Source organism: Klebsiella sp. I138 (assembly GCF_051131765.1).
In the GTDB taxonomy this organism is placed as follows: Bacteria; Pseudomonadota; Gammaproteobacteria; order Enterobacterales; family Enterobacteriaceae; genus Klebsiella.
This window is the reverse complement of sequence record NZ_CP180447.1, coordinates 2,376,867-2,397,716: the sequence shown is the minus strand read 5'-3', so window position 1 is coordinate 2,397,716 and position 20,850 is coordinate 2,376,867. Positions and strand designations below refer to the sequence as shown.

Here is a 20,850-nt window from a genome sequence, read left to right as displayed (position 1 = left end):
GCGAGGATTATCCGGCGGAAAAACCCCGAGGGGATATTTTATGCGCTGCGTCACAAAACCTGCTAGACTGCGCCCCTTCATGGCATTGTGGTTTTTGCCATCTCTTTTGCAATAATCTCCCCGAAAACTACGCCTGTCATGGGCCGGGGCGGTTTGGAGTTGTTATGTCTTTTGATTCCCTTGGCCTGAACCCTGATATCCTGCGCGCTGTCGCCGAGCAGGGTTACCTTGAGCCAACCCCAATTCAGCAGCAGGCTATCCCTGCGGTGTTGCAGGGACGCGATCTGATGGCCAGCGCCCAGACCGGCACCGGCAAAACGGCAGGCTTTACGCTGCCGCTCCTGCAGCATCTGATTCAGAAAGAGCCGCATGCCAAAGGCCGTCGCCAGGTGCGCGCGCTGATCCTCACGCCAACGCGTGAGCTGGCGGCGCAGATCGGCGAAAACGTTCGCGATTACAGCAAGTACCTGAATATTCGCTCGCTGGTCGTCTTTGGTGGGGTAAGCATTAACCCACAAATGATGAAGCTGCGTAGCGGCGTTGATGTTCTGGTGGCAACCCCTGGGCGCCTGCTGGACCTTGAGCATCAGAACGCCGTTAGCCTGGATAAAGTCGAAATTCTGGTGCTTGATGAAGCCGATCGCATGCTGGATATGGGCTTTATTCATGATATTCGCCGCGTACTGGCGAAGCTTCCGGCGAAACGCCAGAACCTGCTGTTCTCAGCGACCTTCTCTGACGAAATTAAATCTCTGGCGGAAAAGCTGCTGCATAACCCGCTGGAAATCGAAGTGGCTCGCCGCAACACCGCCTCCGAGCAGGTGACGCAGCACGTTCATTTCGTTGATAAGAAACGCAAACGGGAACTGCTGTCGCAGATGATCGGTGAAGGTAACTGGCAGCAGGTGCTGGTCTTTACCCGCACTAAACACGGTGCCAACCATTTGGCCGAACAGCTGAATAAAGACGGTATCCGCAGCGCAGCCATTCATGGTAACAAGAGCCAGGGCGCACGTACTCGTGCATTAGCTGACTTTAAATCCGGCGCCATTCGCGTACTGGTGGCGACCGATATCGCCGCGCGCGGTCTGGATATCGAAGAACTGCCGCACGTAGTGAACTACGAGCTGCCGAATGTGCCAGAAGATTATGTTCACCGTATTGGCCGTACCGGCCGCGCTGCTGCCACCGGCGAGGCGCTGTCGCTGGTCTGCGTTGACGAGCATAAACTGCTGCATGATATCGAACGTCTGCTGAAAAAAGAGATTCCGCGCATTGCCGTTGCCGGCTATGCACCGGATCCGTCGATCAGAGCAGAACCGATTCAAAACGGTCGCCAGCAGCGCAGCGGCGGCGGTCGTGGCCAGAGCCAGGGCCGCAGCGGTCAGGGGCAAGGGCGAAGTGCTCAAGGCCAAGGCCAGGGCCGCAGCCAGCAGTCCGCACCGCGTCGTAACGACGGTGAAGCGCCGAAGGCCGCTGCCAAACCTTCACGCCGCATCGGCGATGCGAAACCGGCCGGCGAGCAACAGCGTCGCCGTCGCCCGCGTAAACCAGCGGCCGCTGAGTAACCGCACCCCGCCACATTTGCATAATCCGGACAACAGGTTTTGCCTGGATTATGCAACGCAACCCGGAGACGGCGTGAATGCCGCTATCCGGGTTCCTCTCTTGCGTGCCCTGTGATCCCAGACCGGTACATTGACATATCCCGAGCATCATTCCACATTGCTCAGAAAGGCATACCTCCTGTCAGGCAAAAAATGGCACAATAGTGGCTGTTTATACAGTATTCAGGTTTTCTCATGGCATTGACCGCTGCGCTAAAAGCGCAAATCGCCGCCTGGTATAAGGCGCTTCAGGAACAGATTCCGGACTTTATTCCCCGTCCTCCACAGCGGCAGATGATTGCCGATGTGGCGAAAACGCTTGCCGGAGAAGAAGGCCGACACCTTGCCATTGAGGCGCCCACCGGCGTCGGGAAAACGCTGTCCTATCTGATCCCCGGTATTGCCATTGCTCGTGAGGAGCAGAAAACCCTGGTGGTGAGTACCGCCAACGTTGCATTGCAGGATCAGATCTACAGCAAAGATCTGCCGCTGCTGCGCAAAATTATTCCTGATCTGCGCTTTACCGCCGCGTTTGGTCGCGGGCGCTACGTTTGCCCACGCAATCTGACGGCATTGGCCAGTACCGACCCGACGCAGCAGGACCTGTTGGCATTTCTCGATGACGATCTCACCCCGAATAATCAGGCCGAGCAGAAGCTGTGCGCGACGCTGAAAGCCGACCTCGACAGCTACCGCTGGGACGGTCTGCGCGATCACACCGATAAATCTATCGATGATGCGCTATGGGGCCGCCTGAGCACCGACAAAGCCAGCTGCCTGAACCGCAACTGCCACTACTACCGCGAATGCCCCTTCTTTGTTGCCCGGCGAGAAATTCAGGAAGCAGAAGTCGTGGTAGCCAACCATGCGCTGGTGATGGCGGCCATGGAGAGCGAGGCCGTACTGCCGGAGCCGAAAAACCTGCTGCTGGTGCTCGATGAAGGCCATCATCTGCCGGAAGTCGCCCGGGACGCGCTGGAAATGAGCGCGGAAATTACGGCTCCGTGGTACCGGCTACAGCTGGATCTGTTCAGCAAGTTGGTGGCGACATGTATGGAGCAGTTCCGGCCGAAAACCACGCCCCCACTGGCCAATCCAGAGCGTCTGACCAGCCACTGCGAGGAGCTGTATGAGCTGATTGCCTCGCTGAACAATATCCTTAACCTGTATATGCCTGCCGGCCAGGAAGCTGAGCATCGTTTTCCGATGGGGGAACTGCCGCAGGAGGTCATGGATATCTGCCAGCGCCTGGCAAAACTCACCGAAATGTTGCGCGGGCTGGCTGAGCTTTTTCTTAACGATCTCGGGGAAAAAACCGGCAGCCACGATGTTGTGCGCCTGCACCGGGTTTTGCTACAAATGAATCGTGCGCTGGGGATGTTCGAAAGTCAGAGTAAGCTGTGGCGGCTGGCGTCGCTGGCGCAGTCTTCGGGGGCGCCGGTCACCAAATGGGCGACGCGCGATGTACGTGATGGCCAGGCGCATATCTGGTTTCACTGCGTTGGCATTCGCGTCAGCGATCAGCTGGAAAGGCTGCTGTGGCGAAGCGTGCCGCATATTGTCGTCACCTCCGCCACTTTGCGCTCATTGAACAGCTTTGCGCGCTTGCAGGAGATGAGCGGGTTGAAAGAAAAGGCCGGCGATCGTTTTGTCGCGCTGGATTCCCCCTTCAACCATGTTGAGCAGGGCAAAATTATTATCCCGCAGATGCACTACGAGCCGCTGATCGATAACGAAGAGCAGCATATTGCCGAAATGGCGGCTTATTTTCGCGAGCAGGTCGAGAGCAAAAAGCACCTCGGGATGCTGGTACTGTTCGCCAGCGGGCGGGCGATGCAACGTTTTCTGGAACACGTCACCGACCTGCGTCTGCTGTTGCTGGTACAGGGGGATAAACCGCGCTACCGGCTGGTGGAACTGCACCGCAAGCGCGTTGAAGGCGGTGAACGCAGCGTGTTGGTGGGTCTACAGTCATTTGCTGAGGGCCTGGATCTAAAAGGCGAGCTGCTCAGCCAGGTACACATTCATAAAATCGCCTTCCCGCCCATCGACAGTCCGGTGGTGATCACCGAAGGCGAATGGCTGAAGAGCCTGAATCGCTACCCTTTTGAGGTACAAAGTTTGCCAAGCGCCTCCTTCAATCTGATTCAGCAGGTCGGACGCCTGATCCGCAGCCATAGCTGCTGGGGCGAAGTGGTTATTTATGACAAGCGTTTGTTGACCAAAAATTATGGCAAGCGTCTACTGAATGCATTGCCCGTTTTTCCAATAGAACAGCCTGCCGTCCCAGAGGTTATCGTCAAAACGAAAGCAAAGCAGACGCGGCGCAAACGGCGTTAACGGTGCAATGTCGACGATGTGAGCAGCTAACAGGAGTCTTCGATGGACTACAGCAAGATCATTAAAGAAGTCGGGCGCGGGAAAAATCACGCGCGTGACCTGGATGTGGATACTGCCCGCGCGCTTTACTTGCGGATGCTTGACGGCGAGGTCGCTGAACTGGAGCTGGGCGGGATTTTAATCGCCCTGCGTATCAAGGGCGAAGGCGAAGCGGAGATGAAAGGCTTCTATGAAGCCATGCAGCAGAAAACCCTGCGCCTGACGCCGCCTGTCGCCAGACCGATGCCGATTGTGATCCCCAGCTATAACGGTGCGCGTAAGCAGGCTAATCTGACGCCGCTGTTAGCCGTTTTACTGCATAAGCTTGGCTTTCCGGTGGTGGTGCACGGCGTCAGCCACGATCCTACCCGGGTGCTGACCGAAACGATTTTCGAGCTAATGGGGATCCCGGCAACCCGGCATGCGGGCCAGGCCCAGGCACGGCTGGACGGCCACGAGCCGGTGTATATTCCGGTCGGGGCGCTCTGCCCACCGCTGGAAAAACAGCTTGCCCTGCGCTGGCGTATGGGAGTGCGCAACAGTGCGCATACTCTGGCAAAGCTGGCGACGCCATTTGCTGAAGATGCGGCGCTGCGCTTATCAAGCGTTTCTCACCCGGAATACGTGGGCAAGGTGGCAAAATTCTTTGTCGAGATCGGTGGGCGGGCGCTGCTAATGCACGGGACGGAAGGTGAAGTGTATGCCAACCCTCAGCGCTGTCCGCAGATAAGCCTGATTGATACGACGGGGACGCGGGTGCTGCATGAGCGGCAAAGCGATATATCGGAAGAGGGCGCTGTGCTGCCGGAATCAAAAGATCCTCAGGTCACCGCACGTTGGATTGAGCGCTGCATGGCAGGAAGCGAGCCGCTACCATCATCGCTGAGAATTCAGCTGGCCTGCTGTCTGGTGGCGACCGGTGAGGTTGCGACTCTGGAGCAGGGGCTGGCCAGGGTTGCGGAGCACTGGTAGTCACCCGTACTACCGAATAAAGACACCCGTGCCAACAAGCGATGCACAAAAAAAAGCCCGTCCGGTGGCGCGGACGGGCAAAACAAGGGTATTAAAGGGTCTTACAGGGTTAATACAGGTCGTGCAGCGATTATTTATAGATAACCGCGGTACCGCTAACTTTGTTGTTGGTGTTAGCGGAGGTGATGCTGTAACCAGTCGCGCCAGCGGCTTCCGCTTTCGCAGCCAGTTTTGCTTCCAGACCATCCAGAGTCGTTGCGCCTTCAGCAGACACTACGCCGATTTTGTTCATGCCTTCAGCCTGAGACGGGCTAACTGGCTGAGCGGCGAAAGCGCCAAAGGACAGAGTAGTAAGGGCAATAGCAGCGGCAGCATATTTAATGGTTTTCATAGTTAATCTCTCGCAGGTTATTTTGTCAGGGGGACGATGTTCCGTCGATGTGATAAGTATCACGTTTTTTTGCGAGAGATAAAATCGAAGGAAATTCACAGTCTTCATCGATTTTTTTGAATGATTATTAATTTATTGAATATTAATAAATTATTTCGTGATGCGATGAACGAAAAGGGGTAGCGGGGATGAAGAACGCTTTCAGGGCACATATTGCCACTTTTTTCGCCAAAAAACGTGCGCGAAAAGATAATGCGTTCTGCGGTAATGAACGGTAAAGGAAAGTCAGCGCAGCTGGCTATCCTTCGAGCCGCGCCGATTATATCCTGAAAATGTATTGTTATGTAAATCTTTATTCTGCTGGCAGGTTACGCAGTATCTCCCTCCAGGAATCGCTTTGCGTCGGGCCTCTGGAATGGGCTCTCCGCATTCATCACAAAATTTGTTGCTCTCTCCACTCGGCAGCGCCTTTCTCGCCCGCGCGACGGCGTCGTCAATGGTGCTGTCGATCTGATCCTGAACCGCACCGTCGTTAGCCCATCCGGATGCCATGGTGTACCTCCTCACGTTGCTTATTTGTCAGTATAGAGAATATGGGGGTAAAAAAGGGTCAGGCAAGGGATCCCGCTCTGGCCGCTCGCGCAGCAGAATCTCCTGTGGACTGGCCGGGATCTCTTGTCACAGGGCCGAAGACTCGGGACCCGGCCTGCTAAGCATGCGATTATTTATAGATAATCGCAGTGCCTGACATTTTATTTGCCCCGCCGGCGGAGTTGATTCGCCAGGCTATTGCCCCTTTTTCATGTGCTTTTTCCGCCAGTTTTGCCTGCAGGTCATCCAGGTTGCTGGCGCCGGAAGCGGAGACGGTGCCTGCCGGGCGTAACGGACCGCTCTCGACGACGGACGGGGGAGGTGATATCTCGGCCTGGACAATAAAAGAGACGGCGGCAAGCGCGATAGTGGTGAGTAACAGCAGATTTCTTTTCATGAGCATATCCTCATTAACCGCATGGGACATACTTTAAGTTTAGGCCGTTGTCGCAGGATAAACAGGGTAAAAAACTGAAGACAAACAACATCTTTTTTGAATAAACGGCGGCCCGACCAGGTGCTTTCTACGGGCCGGGCGGCAGAATAAACGGCTTAGCGGGCGTCCGGGCGGATCAGGTCGAAACGCAGGCTTTCATCGATAGTGTAATAGGCGCTCGGCCCGCCGGCGCGGAGAATCGGTCTGGCCCTGGCGGTCTGATAAACGCCATTTTCCAGTAACGATTCATCGATATGCACCGCTACCACTTCGCCCAACACCAGCCAGCTGTCGACAGCGTCGCCATCGGCGGTGGTCAGGCGAATGCATTGCGACAGCCGGCATTCAAAGTTTACCGGGCTTTCCGCAACCCGAGGGACTGCGACGATGCGGCTGGCTGCGGGGGTCAGCCCGGCGCGGGTAAACTCATCCTCGTTGCGCGGAATGCTGGCGGAGGTTTCGTTCATGGCTTCCGCCAGAGGACGGGTGGCCAGATTCCAGACAAATTCTTTGGTTTCGACAATATTCTGTACACTGTCTTTCCATCCACTGCTGGCAAAACCGATAATCGGTGGTCGATAGTTGAAGCAGTTGAAGAAACTATAGGGGGCAAGGTTGCGCTGCCCGGCGGCGTCCAGAGAGGCTATCCAGCCGATAGGGCGTGGCCCGATAATCGCGTTTAGCGGGTCGTGCGGCAGGCCATGTCCCTGTGAAGGTTGATAGAAATACATAGAATACCCGTAACCGAATAGGAGATATCCAGACTCCCTTATTTACCGCGCCGCCGTCAACGGGTATCTTACGCGGCTGTTCAAAGGAGATTGCCATGAAAGCCCAGAAACCGGGGTTACACCCGCGTAACCGTCATCATCAACGTTATGATTTGCCCGTGCTATGCGAGGCTCACCCTGAGCTGCAAGGCTTTATCACCCTAAATCCGGTGGGTGAGCAGACCATCGATTTTGCTAATCCGCTGGCGGTGAAGGCGCTGAATAAGGCGCTGCTGGCACACTTTTACGCGGTGAAACACTGGGATATTCCGGACGGTTTCTTATGCCCACCGGTGCCGGGCAGAGCGGATTATATCCACCACCTGGCCGACCTGCTGGCGCTGGATACCGGTACTATCCCTGAAAATGCCAGCATCCTGGATGTCGGCGCAGGCGCGAACTTGATCTATCCGCTGATCGGTGTGCATGAGTACGGCTGGCGTTTTACCGGCAGCGAAATTAGCCCGGAAGCCATTGCCAGCGCCCAGGCAATCATCAACGCAAACCCTGGGCTCAGCCGCCAGATTCGTCTGCGTCGGCAGAAAGAGAGCGGCGCCATCTTTACCGGCATTATTCATAAGAATGAGTGCTTTGACGCGACGCTGTGTAACCCGCCGTTCCACGATTCCGCCGCCAGCGCACAGGCCGGTGGCGAGCGTAAGCGTCGTAACCTGGGGCTGGGCGCGGATAGCGTCATGAACTTCGGTGGCCAGCAGCAGGAGCTGTGGTGTGAAGGTGGTGAGGTGGCGTTCATTTCTCAGATGATCCGTGAAAGCCAGCAGTTTGGTCGTCAGGTGAAGTGGTTCACCTCCCTGGTATCGCGCGGCGACAATCTGCCGCCGCTTTATCGTGCGCTGACCGATGTCGGTGCGGTAAAGGTCGTGAAAAAAGAGATGTCCCAGGGGCAGAAGCAGAGCCGCTTTATCGCCTGGACCTTTATGGATGAAGCCAAACGCCGTCGCCCGCTGTAACCGCTATCTCGCGGTGATACGCGCCGGGTGGCCCGAATCGCCCGGTGCATCCACTTCGGCATCTGAAGCTATAGCGTTGGTTCTGCGGGGGCCGCTGGCGGTGCGGCGCCTGGTACAGGTGCCGGCAGTACCTGGTAGGTTTGTACCGGGGCCCGTACCCCGGCGAGGTCGAAGTGTTTCTTGACCTGGGTGTCGAGAGCAAAACGAACCGTCCACTGTTTCAGCGGCAGAGTCGTGAAGGTGACCCGCAGAGTAAATGCCGTATTGCTCAGGCCAACAAGCCCGGCAAATGACGGCTCACCAATCACCAGTCCCCGAATGTCCTCCTGTGCCATCACGTCGGCAACGGCTTCTTTCAGCGCCTGTCCCGCTTTATCCAGATCTTCCTGTCTGTCGACATCGTAGTTGGCCACCACCGAACCGATGCCGCGTACGAAGTTGGCGAAGGTGGTTATCGAGGACCACGGAATAATGTGGTAAGCACCGGTATCCTGGCGCACGCCGACGGAGCGGATCGACATCTGTTCCACGGTGCCGGTCAAGGGACCGATGGTCACCAGATCGCCGGTATTCATCCCGTTTTCAAACTGGATAAAAATACCGGTGATAATATCTTTCACCAGCGTCTGGGCGCCGAACGAAATGGCCAGCCCCAGCGCGCCAGCACCGGCCAGCAGCGGGGCAATATTCACCCCCACTTCAGACAGCAAAATCATCGCCGTGATGGTACTGATGATCACCGCCAGAGCGTTGCGGAATAGCGTCAGCAGGGTACGGGCACGGGCGCCAGGCAGCGGACGGCCGTGAATGTCCGAGGCCAGACGGTTTTCAATCAGGCTGGCGAGCAGCGTCCAGCCGATGGCGGAGAAGAACAGGATCAGCGCGATGCGAATCAGGACATCTATCGCTTTTTGCCCGGCGCCGTTTTGCACCCAGTTCCAGAAATCAAACAGCCCCCAGGCGCTCAGTAGCAGCATAATCGCCACGCAGACCACTAAAATTCGCGCCACCTTCAGTGAGACCGAGATCCAGCCGTTCAGCCGTTTTTGTAGCTCAGGATAGTTGCGCTGAGTTTGCGGTGACAAGGTGATGGTCTTGGCTATCCAACGCGACAAAATGCCGGAGAGCAGCGCTGTGGTGCCGATAATCGCCAGGCTGTGCACCGTGGCTCCCATCATAAATTTCAGACTGTTGCCGGGGTCAAAGAGAGAAAAGAAAAACAGCACGATGAAATAGGTGCAGGCCAGCCAGTGCCAGATAAGCGCAAAGGCGCGAATAAACAAGCTAAAGAAGGCCAGAGAACGGTCTGCCAGATGCAGCAGCCCCTGGGTAATGAACGGTTTATTATGAAAAATCAGATACAGCGCCCACAGGGTGATGCACAGCATAATCACCACATTCGCCAGCGCACCGACCTGGATGTTGACCTGATTAGAGATAATGGGCACAGCGACGATCAGGCCGTAGCCTATCAGGCTGCTCAGTGCGCTGAGGCGCAGGTTCCAGTACTTCGCACTCTCATCGCTGAGGCTAAAAGGCCGCAGCTCCGCCACCCGTGGGCAGAAAATCAATCGCAAAATGGCTTTAAAGAACTCAATTAAAGCGAAGGCATTCAGGAACAAACTTTGCTGAAAGGCGATGGTCCGGTTCCCGCCGTTAAACCGATCGCTGAGCATCTGACCAACAAACAGCGTCAGCGCCAGCAGGAGCAGATCGAAGATAAACGCACCGGCGATGGTCGCCGGGAGCTGTAGCCAGTTGCCGCGATCGTGGTTTTTACGCCGTCCCCACTGACCCATTTTGCGATACAGCGGCAGCGCGGCCAACCGCACCAACCACCAGAAGGCGAAGACCAACACGGCCAGCAGCAGGAAGTGGCCCGCGGCGTTGCGAAAGGTGTCGGCATGGAACGGTTTGTGCGCCGAGGCGGTGATATTGCGCCACAGCTGAGAAAAACGCGAAGCAAAGCGCTCACCGTATTCGCGGCTAACCTGAGTGACGTTTTCCAGCACCGTGCGTTCATCCTTTTCGACCGGTGGAGTCAGCTTCGGCGCGTTGGCTGGCGGCGGTGTGGCGGTGGCCGAGCGCAGCTGATCAATCAATTCCTTGCGTGCAGCATCGTTATCCAGCACGTCGGCAAGCGCCGCATAGGCGGCCTTTTTCTTCTCGAGGTCTGGCTCACTGCTGGCGGGCTGTTCCGTAGTTGCGGCGGGGACGCCGGGCAGCGTCGCTGCCGAAAGCGGAGCGGTAAACAGCGTTGCAAGCAGTAACAGGATCCACGGCACGGGCGCCTCCATTCCATTCCAAAACTATTAAGTATAGAAGTTGAAAATGGAAGAAGCGGTGTGGGATGTATCTGGAAAGTGGCTCCCCCGCGTTTGGGGGAGCCTTGGGGGATATATCAGGCGACGTGCTGCAGGAACTCGCGCAGGCGCGGGCTCGGCGGGTTTTTCACCAGAACCTGCGGGTCGCCATCTTCTGCGATTCGCCCTTTGTCGATAAAGATCAGTCGCGAGGCCACTTTTTCGGCAAAGCCGATTTCGTGGGTGACGATCACCATCGTCATTCCTTCTTCGGCCAGATCCTGCATCACTTTCAGCACCTCGTGGCGCAGTTCCGGATCCAGCGCCGAGGTGGGTTCGTCAAACAGCATCATTTTGGGCTTCACTGCCAGGGCGCGAGCGATAGCTACACGCTGCTGCTGGCCGCCGGAGAGCTCGGAAGGGTAGTGGTGAGCGCGTTCGGCCAGGCCTACTTTTTCCAGCAGATCTTTTGCCAGCTTCTCAGCCGCATCTTTCTTCGCCCCGCGGACACGCAGCGGCCCGAACATTACGTTCTCCAGCGCCGTCAGGTGCGGGAATAGATAAAACTGCTGGAACACCATGCCGGCTTCCTGACGAATCAGGCGATCGTCGACTTTTGGATCGTTGACCCTCAGGCCATCAACAATCAGCTCACCGCTGGTTATCTCTTCCAGCTTGTTGATACAGCGCAGCAGCGTGGATTTACCGGAGCCAGAAGGCCCGATAATCACCACAACTTCGCCTTTGTTGATCTTCAGATCGATATCGTGCAGCACCTTGGTTGGGCCAAAGTGTTTGGAAACATTTTTAAATTCAATCACAGGATTTTCATCCTTCTTTCAAGACGACGCAGAATAAAGCTCAGCACCAGGGTGATGATCAGATAAATCACGGCAACGGCGCTCCAGATTTCCAGCGCGCGGAAGTTACCGGCAATAATCTCCTGGCCCTGGCGGGTCAGTTCGGCGACGCCGATGACGATAAAGAGCGAGGTATCTTTGATGCTGATGATCCACTGGTTACCCAGCGGTGGCAGCATACGACGCAGCGCCAGCGGCAGGATCACATGGCGGATGGTTTCGCGACGAGACAGGCCAAGCGCCAGGCCTGCTTCACGAAAGCCCTTGTGGATAGAGAGTACTGCCCCACGGGTGATTTCCGCGATGTAGGCGCCGGAGTTGATCATGATGGTCACTACCGCCGCCGAGAATGGATCAATGCGTAAGTCATTGAACGCCATAGGCAGGGCGAAGTAGATAAACATGACCTGAACCACGATCGGGGTACCGCGAATGATCTCGATAAAAACTAACGCAACGTGGTTAGCAATCCAGCCGCCAAAGCAGCGGGCGAAACCGGCGACGAGGCCGATTATCAGGCCGCCAGCCAGGCCGAGGACGGAAATCCACAGCGTCATTTTGGCGCCTTCCAGCAAAATTGGAATGGCGGGCCAGATGGCACTCCAGTCAAACTGCATAATTCGTTCCTGTTACCGTGTCGAAAAACAGAGGCGCGCCTCTGAGAAAAAATGACTCAGGCCTGCGGCGAGGTGATGCCCGGCAGAAGGCGCATGCGCCGAAGCCGGGCTATCAGACCTCAGCAGGCCTGTAAGAGATCAACGCTGATTATTATTTTGGCTCAGTACCGAACCATTTTTTATAAATTTCGTTGTAAGTGCCGTTTTCACGCAGGGTTTTCAGCGCGCCGTTCACTTTTTCACGCAGTTCGTCGCTGCCTTTCGGGAAGGCGATACCGTAGCTCTGTGCTTCCAGCGATTCCCCTACGGCTTTGAACTTGCCCTGACCGGCAGTTTTGATGAAGTAGAGGATATTAGGTGTGTCGTGCAGAACGGCATCGGCGCGGCCGGTACCCAGTTCCATATAGGCATTGTCGATGTTCGGGAACTGGCGCAGGTCTTTGGTTTTGATATTGGCCTTGGCGTAGTCAACGGAACCGGTGCCGCCTTTAACCGCCACCACTTTACCGTTGAGATCCTTCACGTCTTTGATGTCTTTGTTATCGGCTTTTACCATCACCAGCAGACCGCTCTTATAGTAGCCATCGGAGAATTCGATCGCTTTTTTGCGTTCTTCAGTAATGGTGATCCCCGCCAGCGCGAGGTCGATGTTTTTGGTTTGCAGCGCAGGGATGATTCCGCTGAAATCCATCGGTTTCAGGGTGTAGTTCAGTTTCAGCTCTTTCGCGATGGCGTCCCACAGGTCGACATCAAAACCGACATACTTATCACCTTGCTTAAATTCAAACGGAACAAACGCCGTATCGGTCGCAACAATCAGTTGTTTTTCAGCGGCCTGAGAAGAAACCGCAAAAGCCAGGGTCAGTGCAGCCAGTGAAACTTTAAATACAGACTTCATAGCATTTCCTTTTTTATCCACGGGACGATCCCCTGCGAGAACGTGTAACCCTATGAAAAAATCGTGCCAGTTTTACAACTTGTTGTTTTCTAACAAACGAAGTCTATCCTGTTGCACGATTTAGGGTACAGAGAACGGCAATTGCACCATATTGGGGCGTCATTTTGGTGCGCTATAAGCGCGTCGAATAACAAGAGCATTTTTAACGCAAACACCGATGGTAAAACAATCTTGCTGTAACGATTGTGTGAGGTGATTATTACATTTGATTTACTTTAGCGCGTATTTTGTCCATTGTTGCGCACTATAATGGTGCGGTTCAGGCGATAAAGAAAAGAGGGCTGGAGAGGTCAGGTTTATCTGAAAAAAAACCGCCAGCCAGGCTGACGGTGATGTGGTGTCTTAGGCGATGTTGGCTTCGATGAACCACAGGAACTTATCCAGGTCGCGTGAGGCGGCGGTAAAGATATCGGCAGTATCTTCGTCTTTCGCTTCCCCGATCGCTTTACGGACATCATTGGCTACAATCGCGTAGCGGTCTGCCAGCTCTTTCAGGTGATCCTGAACGGTGTGAATATCCAGCGGGTAGCTTTTCAACGGAGTTTTGCTGTTGATCACCTGCGTCGTGCCCAGTGCGACGCCACCCAGCTGCACGGCGCGTTCTGCCATGGTGTCGAGATGATCGGTCAGTGCGGTGCGGAAGCCATCCAGCATTTCATGAACGGCAATAAAATTGGCACCGCGCATATTCCAGTGAGCCTGCTTGGTAATCAGCGACAGGTCAATGAACTGGATCACCTGGCGATTCAGCAGTTCGACGGTGGCTTTCTTCTCGCTGTCGGCAACATCGTTGCGGGTATAGAGCAGATCTGTTGCTTTCGTTTTAACCAGTTTTGCGGTACTCATAGTTTCATATCCTCTTGATATTTATACTCGTCATACATCAAATTTGAATCAAATGGAGCGCTTGTCCCCGTAACTCATGGGACTAAGTATAGCAATGGAGTGGGGGACGGGGAGGGCGGTAGTCTCTATCGGTTTGATAGCGAAGGGGTGTTGGCTATTTTGAAAAACGCGTGGAATGGCATCATGAGCCCGCGTGGGGAATGCGGTTCTGCACGACGTGCAACGGCCATGCAGAACGGATGTTGTGGCTAGTTGATATCCACTTTTTCGATTTTACTTTCCCGACGCATCGTCAGCGTCGACCCCATTGATGCGAGAATAATTGCCCCGAGCGCCAGCGTTTGCGTAGAGGTCAGCGTCTCACCCAGAAACACCATCCCCGATAGCGCAGCGAGAGCCGGCTCCATGCTCATCAGCGTGCCAAATGTGCGCGTAGGCATGCGGGTGAGGGCAATCATCTCCAGCGAGTAAGGCAGTGCCGTAGAGAGTACGGCGATAGCCAGCCCCAGCGGCAGCAGCGACCACTGGAACAACGTGTCGGTTGCCTGCAGCATCCCCAGCGGGACAAAGACCACGGCGGCAATAAGCGACCCCATAGCAACCGTTGCCGGGCCGTGCTCTTCCCCAGCGCGCTGTCCGGTCAAGATATAGACGGCCCAGCAGGCACCGGCGCCCAGCGCCAGCAGCGCACCGGTGAGATCGATCTGCGCGACATCCTGTCCCAACGGCAGCAGGAACCACAGCCCCAGTACGGCCAGGATAACCCAGACAAAGTCGAGTGGGCGACGCGAGCCAAATAGCGCAACCGCCAGCGGCCCGGTAAACTCCAGCGCTACCGCAATACCCAGCGGAATACGCTGAATCGATAAGTAAAAGAGGTAGTTCATTGATCCCAGCGCCAGGCCATATAAGACGAGCGGCAGGCGCTGCTCTGCGGTAAAGCGAAGTCGCCAGGGCTTGAAGACAATCACCAGAATCAAGGTGCCTAACGCCAGACGCAGAGCGGTAACGCCGGGTGCTCCGACTAACGGAAACAGCGATTTCGCTAACGATGCGCCGCTCTGGATAGAGACCATCGCGATTAAAATAACCAGTATCGGCAGCCATGCCGGTATTTTGCGGGACGAGCCGGGCATCCTTTCTCCTGTCAGGGTTTGTCAAATGCGGTAAAGGTTCCAGTGTAAATGAATTACCTGGCTACGGTTTATCTATTGTTGAAAAAAACGCGTCCAGGAAGCGTACAATGCGGCGAGATGCGAAGAGAAAACATTCTGTTTATTAGGAATTATCTGGATGCGCGTGCGGTGGGTTATCGGCCTTAATAGCAGGGTATTCGCCAAAAACGGTTGTTTTCCAGTTTGTTACAGAATCGTGGAAACTTTTGGTTACATGAAAAAGTATGTTAGACAGTGTAAAGTGAAAAGAGTTTCCCGAAAGTTTTTGATATATTTAAGACTTAGGACTTATTAGAAACACATTTGAGGTGGTTATGAATAAAATTGCACGTTTTTCAGCACTGGCCGTTGTTCTGGCTGCATCCGTAGGTACCGCTTTCGCTGCAACTTCTACCGTTACCGGTGGTTACGCGCAGAGCGACATGCAGGGTGAAGCTAACAAAGCTGGCGGTTTCAACCTGAAGTACCGTTACGAGCAAGACAATAGCCCGCTGGGTGTTATCGGTTCTTTCACCTACACCGAAAAAGACCGTACTGAATCTGGCGTATACCAGAAAGGTCAGTACTACGGCATCACCGCAGGTCCGGCTTACCGTCTGAACGACTGGGCTAGCATCTACGGCGTTGTGGGTCTTGGCCACGGTAAATTCCAGGACAACAGCTACCCGAACAAGCACGACATGAGCGACTACGGTTTCTCCTACGGTGCTGGTATGCAGTTCAACCCGATCGAAAACGTTGCTCTGGACTTCTCCTACGAGCAGTCTCGTATTCGTAACGTTGACGTTGGTACCTGGATCGCTGGCGTTGGTTACAGCTTCTAATCGCTTCGGTGATATAAAAAATCCGCCTCACAGGGGCGGATTTTTTTTGCCTGAAAAGTCTGGTGGCTGACTGAATTGCCGCCGTGAGTCTCCCGGCGGCGGTTGCGCTAGTGGGTAGTGAACAGATCGGTCCCCAGATGGCTATAGTCCACTTTCTGTAGCTGGAAGTTGGTGATATAGGTCGGTCCGGCGGCTTGTTCAGAGACAAAACGATAGCGAGGCGTTATTTCTGCGGCACTGATCCCGGTCCACTGGGAGAAGAACCCGAGGAAATCGTTAGCAGAACGCTGTGCCTTAATCACTTTATGCGCTTTATCATCGCTGGACAGCACCATAAACGGCACCTGGAAATTCTGCTGGTACTTATCGTCATGCGCCAGGTACTGCACCTCTTTGCCGCGCTCTTTAAAGGCCAGACCGTGATCGGAAAAATAGGTCATTGAGAAACTATCGCCAGAATTTTGCAGCTGGTGATAGAGCTTGCCGAGCAGCGTATCGGTTTGCGTCATGCTGTAGAGGTAACAGGATGTCTCTTTCGATTGTACGAAAACGGTATATTTTCCTTTAGTGCGATCGCAGGCCTGCGGGTGCGATCCCATCAGATGCAGAACAATCAGCTGCGGCTGAGTCCGCTGAACGGAAAGCACCTGCTCGGTTAGCTTTAACAACTGCTCATCCTGAGTATTTTTGTTGGCCTCAAAGTCACCATTCTTGAGGAACTGCACTTCATCCGCACGCTTTGCGATACTGGCAATCGCCGTATCGTATTCGCCAATTTGACCCTGGTTCGAAAACCACCATGTCTGGAAGCCGGCGCGGTTCGCCAGAGTGACAAAGTTATCCTGATATTGCGGCTTGCCGTCCACAACCCGATTGAGCGTTAAGCCCAGCGATTTTTGCGTGGAGCCGCTGGCGGCAATGTAGTCATTAAACAGATAGCCGTTGACGGAGCTGGCAAACGGCGTGTTATCCCAGTGGCCGCCAAAGGCGCCGAGTGCGTCGCGGCGCGCGCTTTCGCCAATCACCACGACATACAGCTGATACCTGGGTTTGACCGCCAGCACGTGCCAGCTGTCTTTCATGTTCGCCAACTGAGCCATGCGAGCCTGCTCGTCCAGCACTTCATTATTATTGACGACCACGTCTTTCACGAAACGGAAGGCGGGATAGCCAGTATCAATCACTTTAAAGACGCCGCCCCAGGCCAGATTTTGTACCGGCTGCAGAAAGAAAATACCGATACTGAACAGCAGCCCCAGTATCTCCATTTTGTTCCACGGCTTACGTTCTTCCGGTTTGCGGCGCACGGCAATGACGCCCAGCGCAAAAATAAAGACCGCCAGCAGGTAGTTGTACCAGGGGAAGATGGTCAGAATTTCGGTGGACTCTTCGACGTTAGTGGCATGCAGCGCCAGCAGCGTATTGAAGTTGGGGGCCCCGTAGGCCTGGCCAAACGGATAATAGAAGGCGGCAAGCAGGGAATAGCATCCGACCACGACTTTTTGCGCCCGCGGGGCATGGCGCCACAGCAGATGTAACACACATGTAAATGCGACGGTATAGAGCAGGCTAAATTCATAGCCGAGTGCGAGGTTAATCAGCAGAGACTGGAGAAAATAAAATCCTGTCCACGGATTAGGGACTAATCCACGAGCGACCAGCGTTTCTTTCAGGGTGACATTCATAGTTATTAATCAAAAAGACGCCATGTGCATCCCCTGGCATCAAGGGGTAAAACCTGCTGGACAGTGCCTGAAGAGGGTCTCTGCGAGCCGCAGTAGTGGCAGGGCTGACAAAAGATAGGGCTTGCAAATGATAAGGTCAACCAGGCATAACGGATTGTTTTGAGAGAAAGCTTACAAAACTTGAAAAAAGCGGCGGAAACGTGGGGAAACGGGCCAGTTTGACAGGGTATTGTGACGGAAAAATGAAGCGGCGTACCGCGACGCCGCATTTAGTGGTTAGGTTTTTCCTGGCGATTTTTGCCGTTCACCAGATCGCACAGCATGTTGATCAGCATTAAGCGGACTTTAAAAGGGGAATGAGTAAACACGCGTAAGCACCTCTTGAATTCGTTCATGGGACCTCCTGTAATTTCGCCCTTCGCTCCTTGAAGGATGTCTGCATTACATACAGATATAGCACAGGCTATATCTTATAGCTATGGCTAAAACGTTAATTTTTTGTGCTACGGGCCCAATCATTTACAATGGGGATCTTTAGAGATGATGCTTGATGCGTCACATGTATGAGGAAGCACAATGAACCGTCGCGCGGGTAGACCAATAACAAAAAAAGTGACGCAGCTTGTTAATGTCGAAGAACACGTTGAAGGGTTTCGCCAGGTGCGTGAAGCCCACCGCCGGGAGCTGATTGACGACTACGTCGAATTGATTTCAGATCTGATTCGCGAAGTGGGGGAAGCGCGCCAGGTTGATATGGCCGCGCGCCTGGGTGTGTCTCAGCCAACGGTGGCCAAAATGTTAAAACGCCTGGCCAGCGTCGGGCTGATCGAGCAGATCCCCTGGCGCGGTGTATTTTTAACCCCGGAAGGCGAAAAGCTAGCCCACGAGAGCCGCGAGCGTCATCAGATTGTCGAGAATTTCTTGCTGGTTCTGGGTGTCAGCCCGGAGATAGCGCGTCGCGATGCGGAAGGAATGGAGCATCACGTCAGCGAAGAAACCCTGGTGGCATTTAATCAGTTCACGCTTAAGTACGGGCAGCAAGGAGAATGAACCTTCCCTTTGTTCAGTCGCTGGCTCGCGATCGTTTTCTGCATTTATTGCTGATCATCGCCTGTGGTTTAAGTTTGTTTGTGCCGTTTGCGCCCAAAAGCTGGCCTCAGGCTATCGACTGGCACACGATAATCACCCTGAGTGGGTTGATGCTGCTGACCAAAGGGATTGAACTGAGCGGCTACTTTGATGTGCTGGGGCGAAAAATGGCGCGTCGGTTTGCCACCGAGCGGCAGCTGGCCATTTTTATGGTCCTTGCCGCGGCCTTACTCTCGACGTTTCTGACTAACGATGTGGCGTTGTTTATCGTCGTACCGTTAACGCTGACGTTGAAAAAGTGGTGTGCGATACCGGTTAACCGGCTAATCATTTTCGAGGCGCTGGCGGTCAACGCCGGGTCCTTGTTAACGCCTATTGGCAATCCGCAAAATATTCTGCTGTGGGGGCGTTCTGGCCTCAGCTTCCCGGGGTTTATTGGGCAAATGCTGCCGCTGGCGGCGGCAATGATGCTGACGCTACTGGTGCTATGCTGGTACTGTTTTTCCGCCTCGCGATTGCATTTTCAAAGCGCGGACCGGGCGCCGGAGTGGCAGCCAAAACTGGTATGGGGCTGCCTGGCGTTTTATCTGATCTTCCTGACAGCCTTAGAAATGAAGCTCGAATTGTGGGGGCTGGGGCTGATTATCCTCGGCTTTCTGCTGCTGGCACGGGCGGTGATTATCCATGTGGACTGGTCGCTGCTGCTGGTCTTTATGGTGATGTTTATTGACGTTCATCTGCTGGTGCAGCTGCCCGCATTGCACCAGGTGTTAAGCGGCGTTGGTCAGCTTTCTGCCGGCGGCCTGTGGCTGTCGGCGATAGGCCTGTCACAGTTTATCAGCAACGTCCCGGCCACCATTTTGCTGCTCAACTACGTTCCCCCTTCTACGCTGCTGGCCTGGGCGGTCAACGTCGGTGGCTTTGGCCTGCTTCCCGGTTCGCTGGCGAATTTAATTGCCCTACGAATGGCAGCAGATCGTCGCATCTGGTGGCGCTTTCATCTTTACTCTCTGCCGATGCTGCTGTGGGCGGCGCTGGTGGGCTACGCATTGCTGCGATTCGTCGCCTGATTTTCAGAGGATTGGGCAAGAAACAGACAGAATCACCCCATTCGCCCGTTTCACTACGGGCGTATAACGTTAACGCTGAGGTTTAATATCCTGATGAGGAGAGTCCAATGCGTTATCAAAAACTCGGAAACACCGGTCTGTTTGTCTCCCGACTGTGCCTGGGCACTATGACCTTTGGTGGTGAAGGCGGCATGTGGGGAAAAATTGGTCAGCTGCGTCAGGCAGAAGCCGAACAGCTGGTGGGCAGTGCGCTGGATGCGGGCATTAACTTTATCGACACCGCTGACGTCTATTCTGAAGGCCGCTCGGAAATGCTAACCGGCCAGGCGCTAAAAAACCTGAAGGTCCCGCGCGAGAACGTGGTCGTTGCCACTAAAGTTTTTGGCGAAACCGGCACGGCCGGCGTTAATTCCCGCGGTAGCTCGCGATATCACATCATGGGCAGCGTTAAAGAGAGCCTACGACGGCTGCAACTCGATCATATCGATCTCTATCAACTCCACGGCTTCGATCCGGCTACACCCATCGAGGAGACGCTCTATGCGCTGGATAACCTGGTGCAGCAGGGGCACGTTCGCTATATCGGTGTATCAAACTGGGCAGCGTGGCAAATCGTTAAAGCACTCGGCATTTCTGAACGGCTTGGGCTGTCGCGCTTTGCCTCCCTGCAGGCTTACTACACCCTCGCCGGGCGTGACCTGGAGCGTGAGCTGGTGCCGATGATGCAGAGCGAAGGGGTCGGTTTGATGGTCTGGAGCCCGCTGGCCGGCGGTCTGCTGAGCGGGAAATACGATCGCGACGGGCAGAGCGCCGGGGGCGGTCGTCGACAGGAGTTTGATTTCCCGCCGGTGAATAAAGATCGCGCCTTCGATTGCATCGACGTCATGCGCGTGATCGCTGAGGCGAAAGGCGTTTCGGTCGCGCAGGTCGCTCTTGCCTGGCTGCTGCACCAGCCCGCGGTCAGCAGCGTGATTATCGGCGCCAAACGTCCTGACCAGTTGGCGGATAATCTCGCCGCCGTCGATGTCCAGCTGAGTAAAGAGGAGCTGGCGCAGCTGGATGCCGTTAGCGCACTGCCGCGCGAATACCCGGGCTGGATGCTGGAGCGTCAGGGCGAATACCGCCGCGATCAGCTCGCACAGCAATAAATACAGATCGCTGTTCCCAGAAGGCCTGACAGCCGGATCGGTTTACCCCGATCCGGCTTTTTTATTCGCTGCGCTCACAAAAAACGATCCTTTCTTTTGCCTGAATCGAGGATATCGTTTATATGACTAGTCATGAAATTTAAATGACTAGTCATATA

General features: G+C 54.9%; 20 protein-coding genes. 8 read left to right on the top strand and 12 right to left on the bottom strand.

Going from position 1 to position 20,850, the window contains the following annotated elements; genetic code table 11:
* The first annotated feature begins 164 nt into the window (after positions 1-164).
* The 3 genes from rhlE to ybiB all read left to right on the top strand — a co-directional run bounded on the left by rhlE (position 165) and on the right by ybiB (position 4,958).
* On the top strand, positions 165-1,568 hold the full coding sequence (rhlE, locus tag ACMYSK_RS11150) for an ATP-dependent RNA helicase RhlE (RefSeq protein WP_434643022.1): 1,404 nt from the start codon (positions 165-167) through the stop codon (positions 1,566-1,568).
* A 234-nt stretch (positions 1,569-1,802) separates the two neighbouring features.
* On the top strand, positions 1,803-3,947 hold the full coding sequence (dinG, locus tag ACMYSK_RS11145) for an ATP-dependent DNA helicase DinG (RefSeq protein ID WP_434643020.1): 2,145 nt from the start codon (positions 1,803-1,805) through the stop codon (positions 3,945-3,947).
* Positions 3,948-3,989: 42 nt separating this feature from the next.
* Positions 3,990-4,958 (top strand): DNA-binding protein YbiB, encoded by a 969-nt coding sequence (gene ybiB / locus ACMYSK_RS11140; RefSeq protein ID WP_434643018.1) that lies wholly within the window; start codon positions 3,990-3,992, stop codon positions 4,956-4,958.
* A 130-nt stretch (positions 4,959-5,088) separates the two neighbouring features.
* Here ybiB and ybiJ read toward each other — a convergent pair whose 3' ends face one another.
* The 4 genes from ybiJ to ACMYSK_RS11120 form a co-directional block, all read right to left on the bottom strand.
* Positions 5,089-5,349 (bottom strand): DUF1471 family protein YbiJ, encoded by a 261-nt coding sequence (ybiJ, locus tag ACMYSK_RS11135; RefSeq protein ID WP_434643017.1) that lies wholly within the window; start codon positions 5,347-5,349, stop codon positions 5,089-5,091.
* Positions 5,350-5,634: 285 nt separating this feature from the next.
* A complete protein-coding gene (locus ACMYSK_RS11130) occupies positions 5,635-5,901 on the bottom strand; it encodes a DksA/TraR family C4-type zinc finger protein (protein ID WP_434643015.1) in 267 nt (88 codons plus the stop codon).
* Between the two features lie 169 nt (positions 5,902-6,070).
* Complete coding sequence (locus ACMYSK_RS11125; RefSeq protein ID WP_434643013.1) at positions 6,071-6,337, bottom strand: DUF1471 domain-containing protein; 267 nt, start codon at positions 6,335-6,337, stop codon at positions 6,071-6,073.
* A 155-nt stretch (positions 6,338-6,492) separates the two neighbouring features.
* Positions 6,493-7,107, bottom strand: coding sequence for a flavin reductase family protein (locus ACMYSK_RS11120; RefSeq protein ID WP_434643011.1), 615 nt, complete (start codon positions 7,105-7,107; stop codon positions 6,493-6,495).
* Between the two features lie 95 nt (positions 7,108-7,202).
* On the opposite strand from ACMYSK_RS11120, the gene rlmF reads away from it, so the two are divergent.
* Positions 7,203-8,117 (top strand): 23S rRNA (adenine(1618)-N(6))-methyltransferase RlmF, encoded by a 915-nt coding sequence (rlmF, locus tag ACMYSK_RS11115; protein WP_434643009.1) that lies wholly within the window; start codon positions 7,203-7,205, stop codon positions 8,115-8,117.
* 68 nt (positions 8,118-8,185) lie between these two features.
* On the opposite strand, the gene ybiO is transcribed toward rlmF, so the two are convergent.
* From ybiO to rhtA, 6 genes are all read right to left on the bottom strand, one after another.
* Positions 8,186-10,402, bottom strand: coding sequence for a mechanosensitive channel protein (ybiO, locus tag ACMYSK_RS11110; protein WP_434643007.1), 2,217 nt, complete (start codon positions 10,400-10,402; stop codon positions 8,186-8,188).
* Between the two features lie 116 nt (positions 10,403-10,518).
* The gene (gene glnQ, locus ACMYSK_RS11105; RefSeq protein WP_434643005.1) at positions 10,519-11,241 is read right to left on the bottom strand and encodes a glutamine ABC transporter ATP-binding protein GlnQ; all 723 of its coding nucleotides are present in this window, start codon (positions 11,239-11,241) and stop codon (positions 10,519-10,521) included.
* Positions 11,238-11,897 carry a glutamine ABC transporter permease GlnP gene (gene glnP / locus ACMYSK_RS11100; RefSeq protein ID WP_100684049.1) on the bottom strand — a complete coding sequence of 220 codons (660 nt, stop codon included), beginning with the start codon at positions 11,895-11,897 and terminating at the stop codon, positions 11,238-11,240. The genes glnQ and glnP overlap by 4 nt, the downstream gene beginning before the upstream one ends.
* 151 nt (positions 11,898-12,048) lie before the next feature.
* On the bottom strand, positions 12,049-12,795 hold the full coding sequence (gene glnH / locus ACMYSK_RS11095; RefSeq protein ID WP_434643004.1) for a glutamine ABC transporter substrate-binding protein GlnH: 747 nt from the start codon (positions 12,793-12,795) through the stop codon (positions 12,049-12,051).
* Between the two features lie 402 nt (positions 12,796-13,197).
* The gene (gene dps, locus ACMYSK_RS11090) at positions 13,198-13,701 is read right to left on the bottom strand and encodes a DNA starvation/stationary phase protection protein Dps (protein ID WP_434643002.1); all 504 of its coding nucleotides are present in this window, start codon (positions 13,699-13,701) and stop codon (positions 13,198-13,200) included.
* 248 nt (positions 13,702-13,949) lie between these two features.
* On the bottom strand, positions 13,950-14,837 hold the full coding sequence (gene rhtA, locus ACMYSK_RS11085) for a threonine/homoserine exporter RhtA (protein ID WP_434643000.1): 888 nt from the start codon (positions 14,835-14,837) through the stop codon (positions 13,950-13,952).
* Between the two features lie 353 nt (positions 14,838-15,190).
* On the opposite strand from rhtA, the gene ompX reads away from it, so the two are divergent.
* A complete protein-coding gene (gene ompX, locus ACMYSK_RS11080) occupies positions 15,191-15,700 on the top strand; it encodes an outer membrane protein OmpX (RefSeq protein ID WP_434642998.1) in 510 nt (169 codons plus the stop codon).
* Between the two features lie 107 nt (positions 15,701-15,807).
* On the opposite strand, the gene ACMYSK_RS11075 is transcribed toward ompX, so the two are convergent.
* Positions 15,808-17,385 carry a phosphoethanolamine transferase gene (locus tag ACMYSK_RS11075; protein WP_434642996.1) on the bottom strand — a complete coding sequence of 526 codons (1,578 nt, stop codon included), beginning with the start codon at positions 17,383-17,385 and terminating at the stop codon, positions 15,808-15,810.
* A 269-nt stretch (positions 17,386-17,654) separates the two neighbouring features.
* Entirely contained in the window at positions 17,655-17,780 is a 126-nt protein-coding gene (gene mntS / locus ACMYSK_RS11070; RefSeq protein ID WP_434642994.1) for a manganase accumulation protein MntS, read from the bottom strand.
* Between the two features lie 181 nt (positions 17,781-17,961).
* Between mntS and mntR the strand changes: the two genes are divergently transcribed.
* The 3 genes from mntR (at position 17,962) to ACMYSK_RS11055 (ending at position 20,692) form a co-directional block, all read left to right on the top strand.
* Positions 17,962-18,435 (top strand): manganese-binding transcriptional regulator MntR, encoded by a 474-nt coding sequence (gene mntR / locus ACMYSK_RS11065; RefSeq protein ID WP_434642992.1) that lies wholly within the window; start codon positions 17,962-17,964, stop codon positions 18,433-18,435.
* Complete coding sequence (locus ACMYSK_RS11060) at positions 18,432-19,544, top strand: anion transporter (protein ID WP_434642990.1); 1,113 nt, start codon at positions 18,432-18,434, stop codon at positions 19,542-19,544. The genes mntR and ACMYSK_RS11060 overlap by 4 nt, the downstream gene beginning before the upstream one ends.
* Before the next feature lie 107 nt (positions 19,545-19,651).
* Positions 19,652-20,692, top strand: coding sequence for an aldo/keto reductase (locus tag ACMYSK_RS11055; protein ID WP_434642987.1), 1,041 nt, complete (start codon positions 19,652-19,654; stop codon positions 20,690-20,692).
* Positions 20,693-20,850: the final 158 nt, after the last annotated feature.

Excerpts from the sequence above, each read along its gene's own strand:
- rhlE (WP_434643022.1), top strand. The coding sequence starts at position 165 with ATGTCTTTTGATTCCCTTGGCCTGAACCCTGATATCCTGCGCGCTGTC.
- dinG (WP_434643020.1), top strand. The coding sequence starts at position 1,803 with ATGGCATTGACCGCTGCGCTAAAAGCGCAAATCGCCGCCTGGTATAAG.
- ybiB (WP_434643018.1), top strand. The coding sequence starts at position 3,990 with ATGGACTACAGCAAGATCATTAAAGAAGTCGGGCGCGGGAAAAATCAC.
- ybiJ (WP_434643017.1), bottom strand. The coding sequence starts at position 5,349 with ATGAAAACCATTAAATATGCTGCCGCTGCTATTGCCCTTACTACTCTG.
- ACMYSK_RS11130 (WP_434643015.1), bottom strand. The coding sequence starts at position 5,901 with ATGGCATCCGGATGGGCTAACGACGGTGCGGTTCAGGATCAGATCGAC.
- ACMYSK_RS11125 (WP_434643013.1), bottom strand. The coding sequence starts at position 6,337 with ATGAAAAGAAATCTGCTGTTACTCACCACTATCGCGCTTGCCGCCGTC.
- ACMYSK_RS11120 (WP_434643011.1), bottom strand. The coding sequence starts at position 7,107 with ATGTATTTCTATCAACCTTCACAGGGACATGGCCTGCCGCACGACCCG.
- rlmF (WP_434643009.1), top strand. The coding sequence starts at position 7,203 with ATGAAAGCCCAGAAACCGGGGTTACACCCGCGTAACCGTCATCATCAA.
- glnP (WP_100684049.1), bottom strand. The coding sequence starts at position 11,897 with ATGCAGTTTGACTGGAGTGCCATCTGGCCCGCCATTCCAATTTTGCTG.
- glnH (WP_434643004.1), bottom strand. The coding sequence starts at position 12,795 with ATGAAGTCTGTATTTAAAGTTTCACTGGCTGCACTGACCCTGGCTTTT.
- dps (WP_434643002.1), bottom strand. The coding sequence starts at position 13,701 with ATGAGTACCGCAAAACTGGTTAAAACGAAAGCAACAGATCTGCTCTAT.
- rhtA (WP_434643000.1), bottom strand. The coding sequence starts at position 14,837 with ATGCCCGGCTCGTCCCGCAAAATACCGGCATGGCTGCCGATACTGGTT.
- ompX (WP_434642998.1), top strand. The coding sequence starts at position 15,191 with ATGAATAAAATTGCACGTTTTTCAGCACTGGCCGTTGTTCTGGCTGCA.
- ACMYSK_RS11075 (WP_434642996.1), bottom strand. The coding sequence starts at position 17,385 with ATGAATGTCACCCTGAAAGAAACGCTGGTCGCTCGTGGATTAGTCCCT.
- mntS (WP_434642994.1), bottom strand. The coding sequence starts at position 17,780 with ATGAACGAATTCAAGAGGTGCTTACGCGTGTTTACTCATTCCCCTTTT.
- mntR (WP_434642992.1), top strand. The coding sequence starts at position 17,962 with ATGAACCGTCGCGCGGGTAGACCAATAACAAAAAAAGTGACGCAGCTT.
- ACMYSK_RS11060 (WP_434642990.1), top strand. The coding sequence starts at position 18,432 with ATGAACCTTCCCTTTGTTCAGTCGCTGGCTCGCGATCGTTTTCTGCAT.
- ACMYSK_RS11055 (WP_434642987.1), top strand. The coding sequence starts at position 19,652 with ATGCGTTATCAAAAACTCGGAAACACCGGTCTGTTTGTCTCCCGACTG.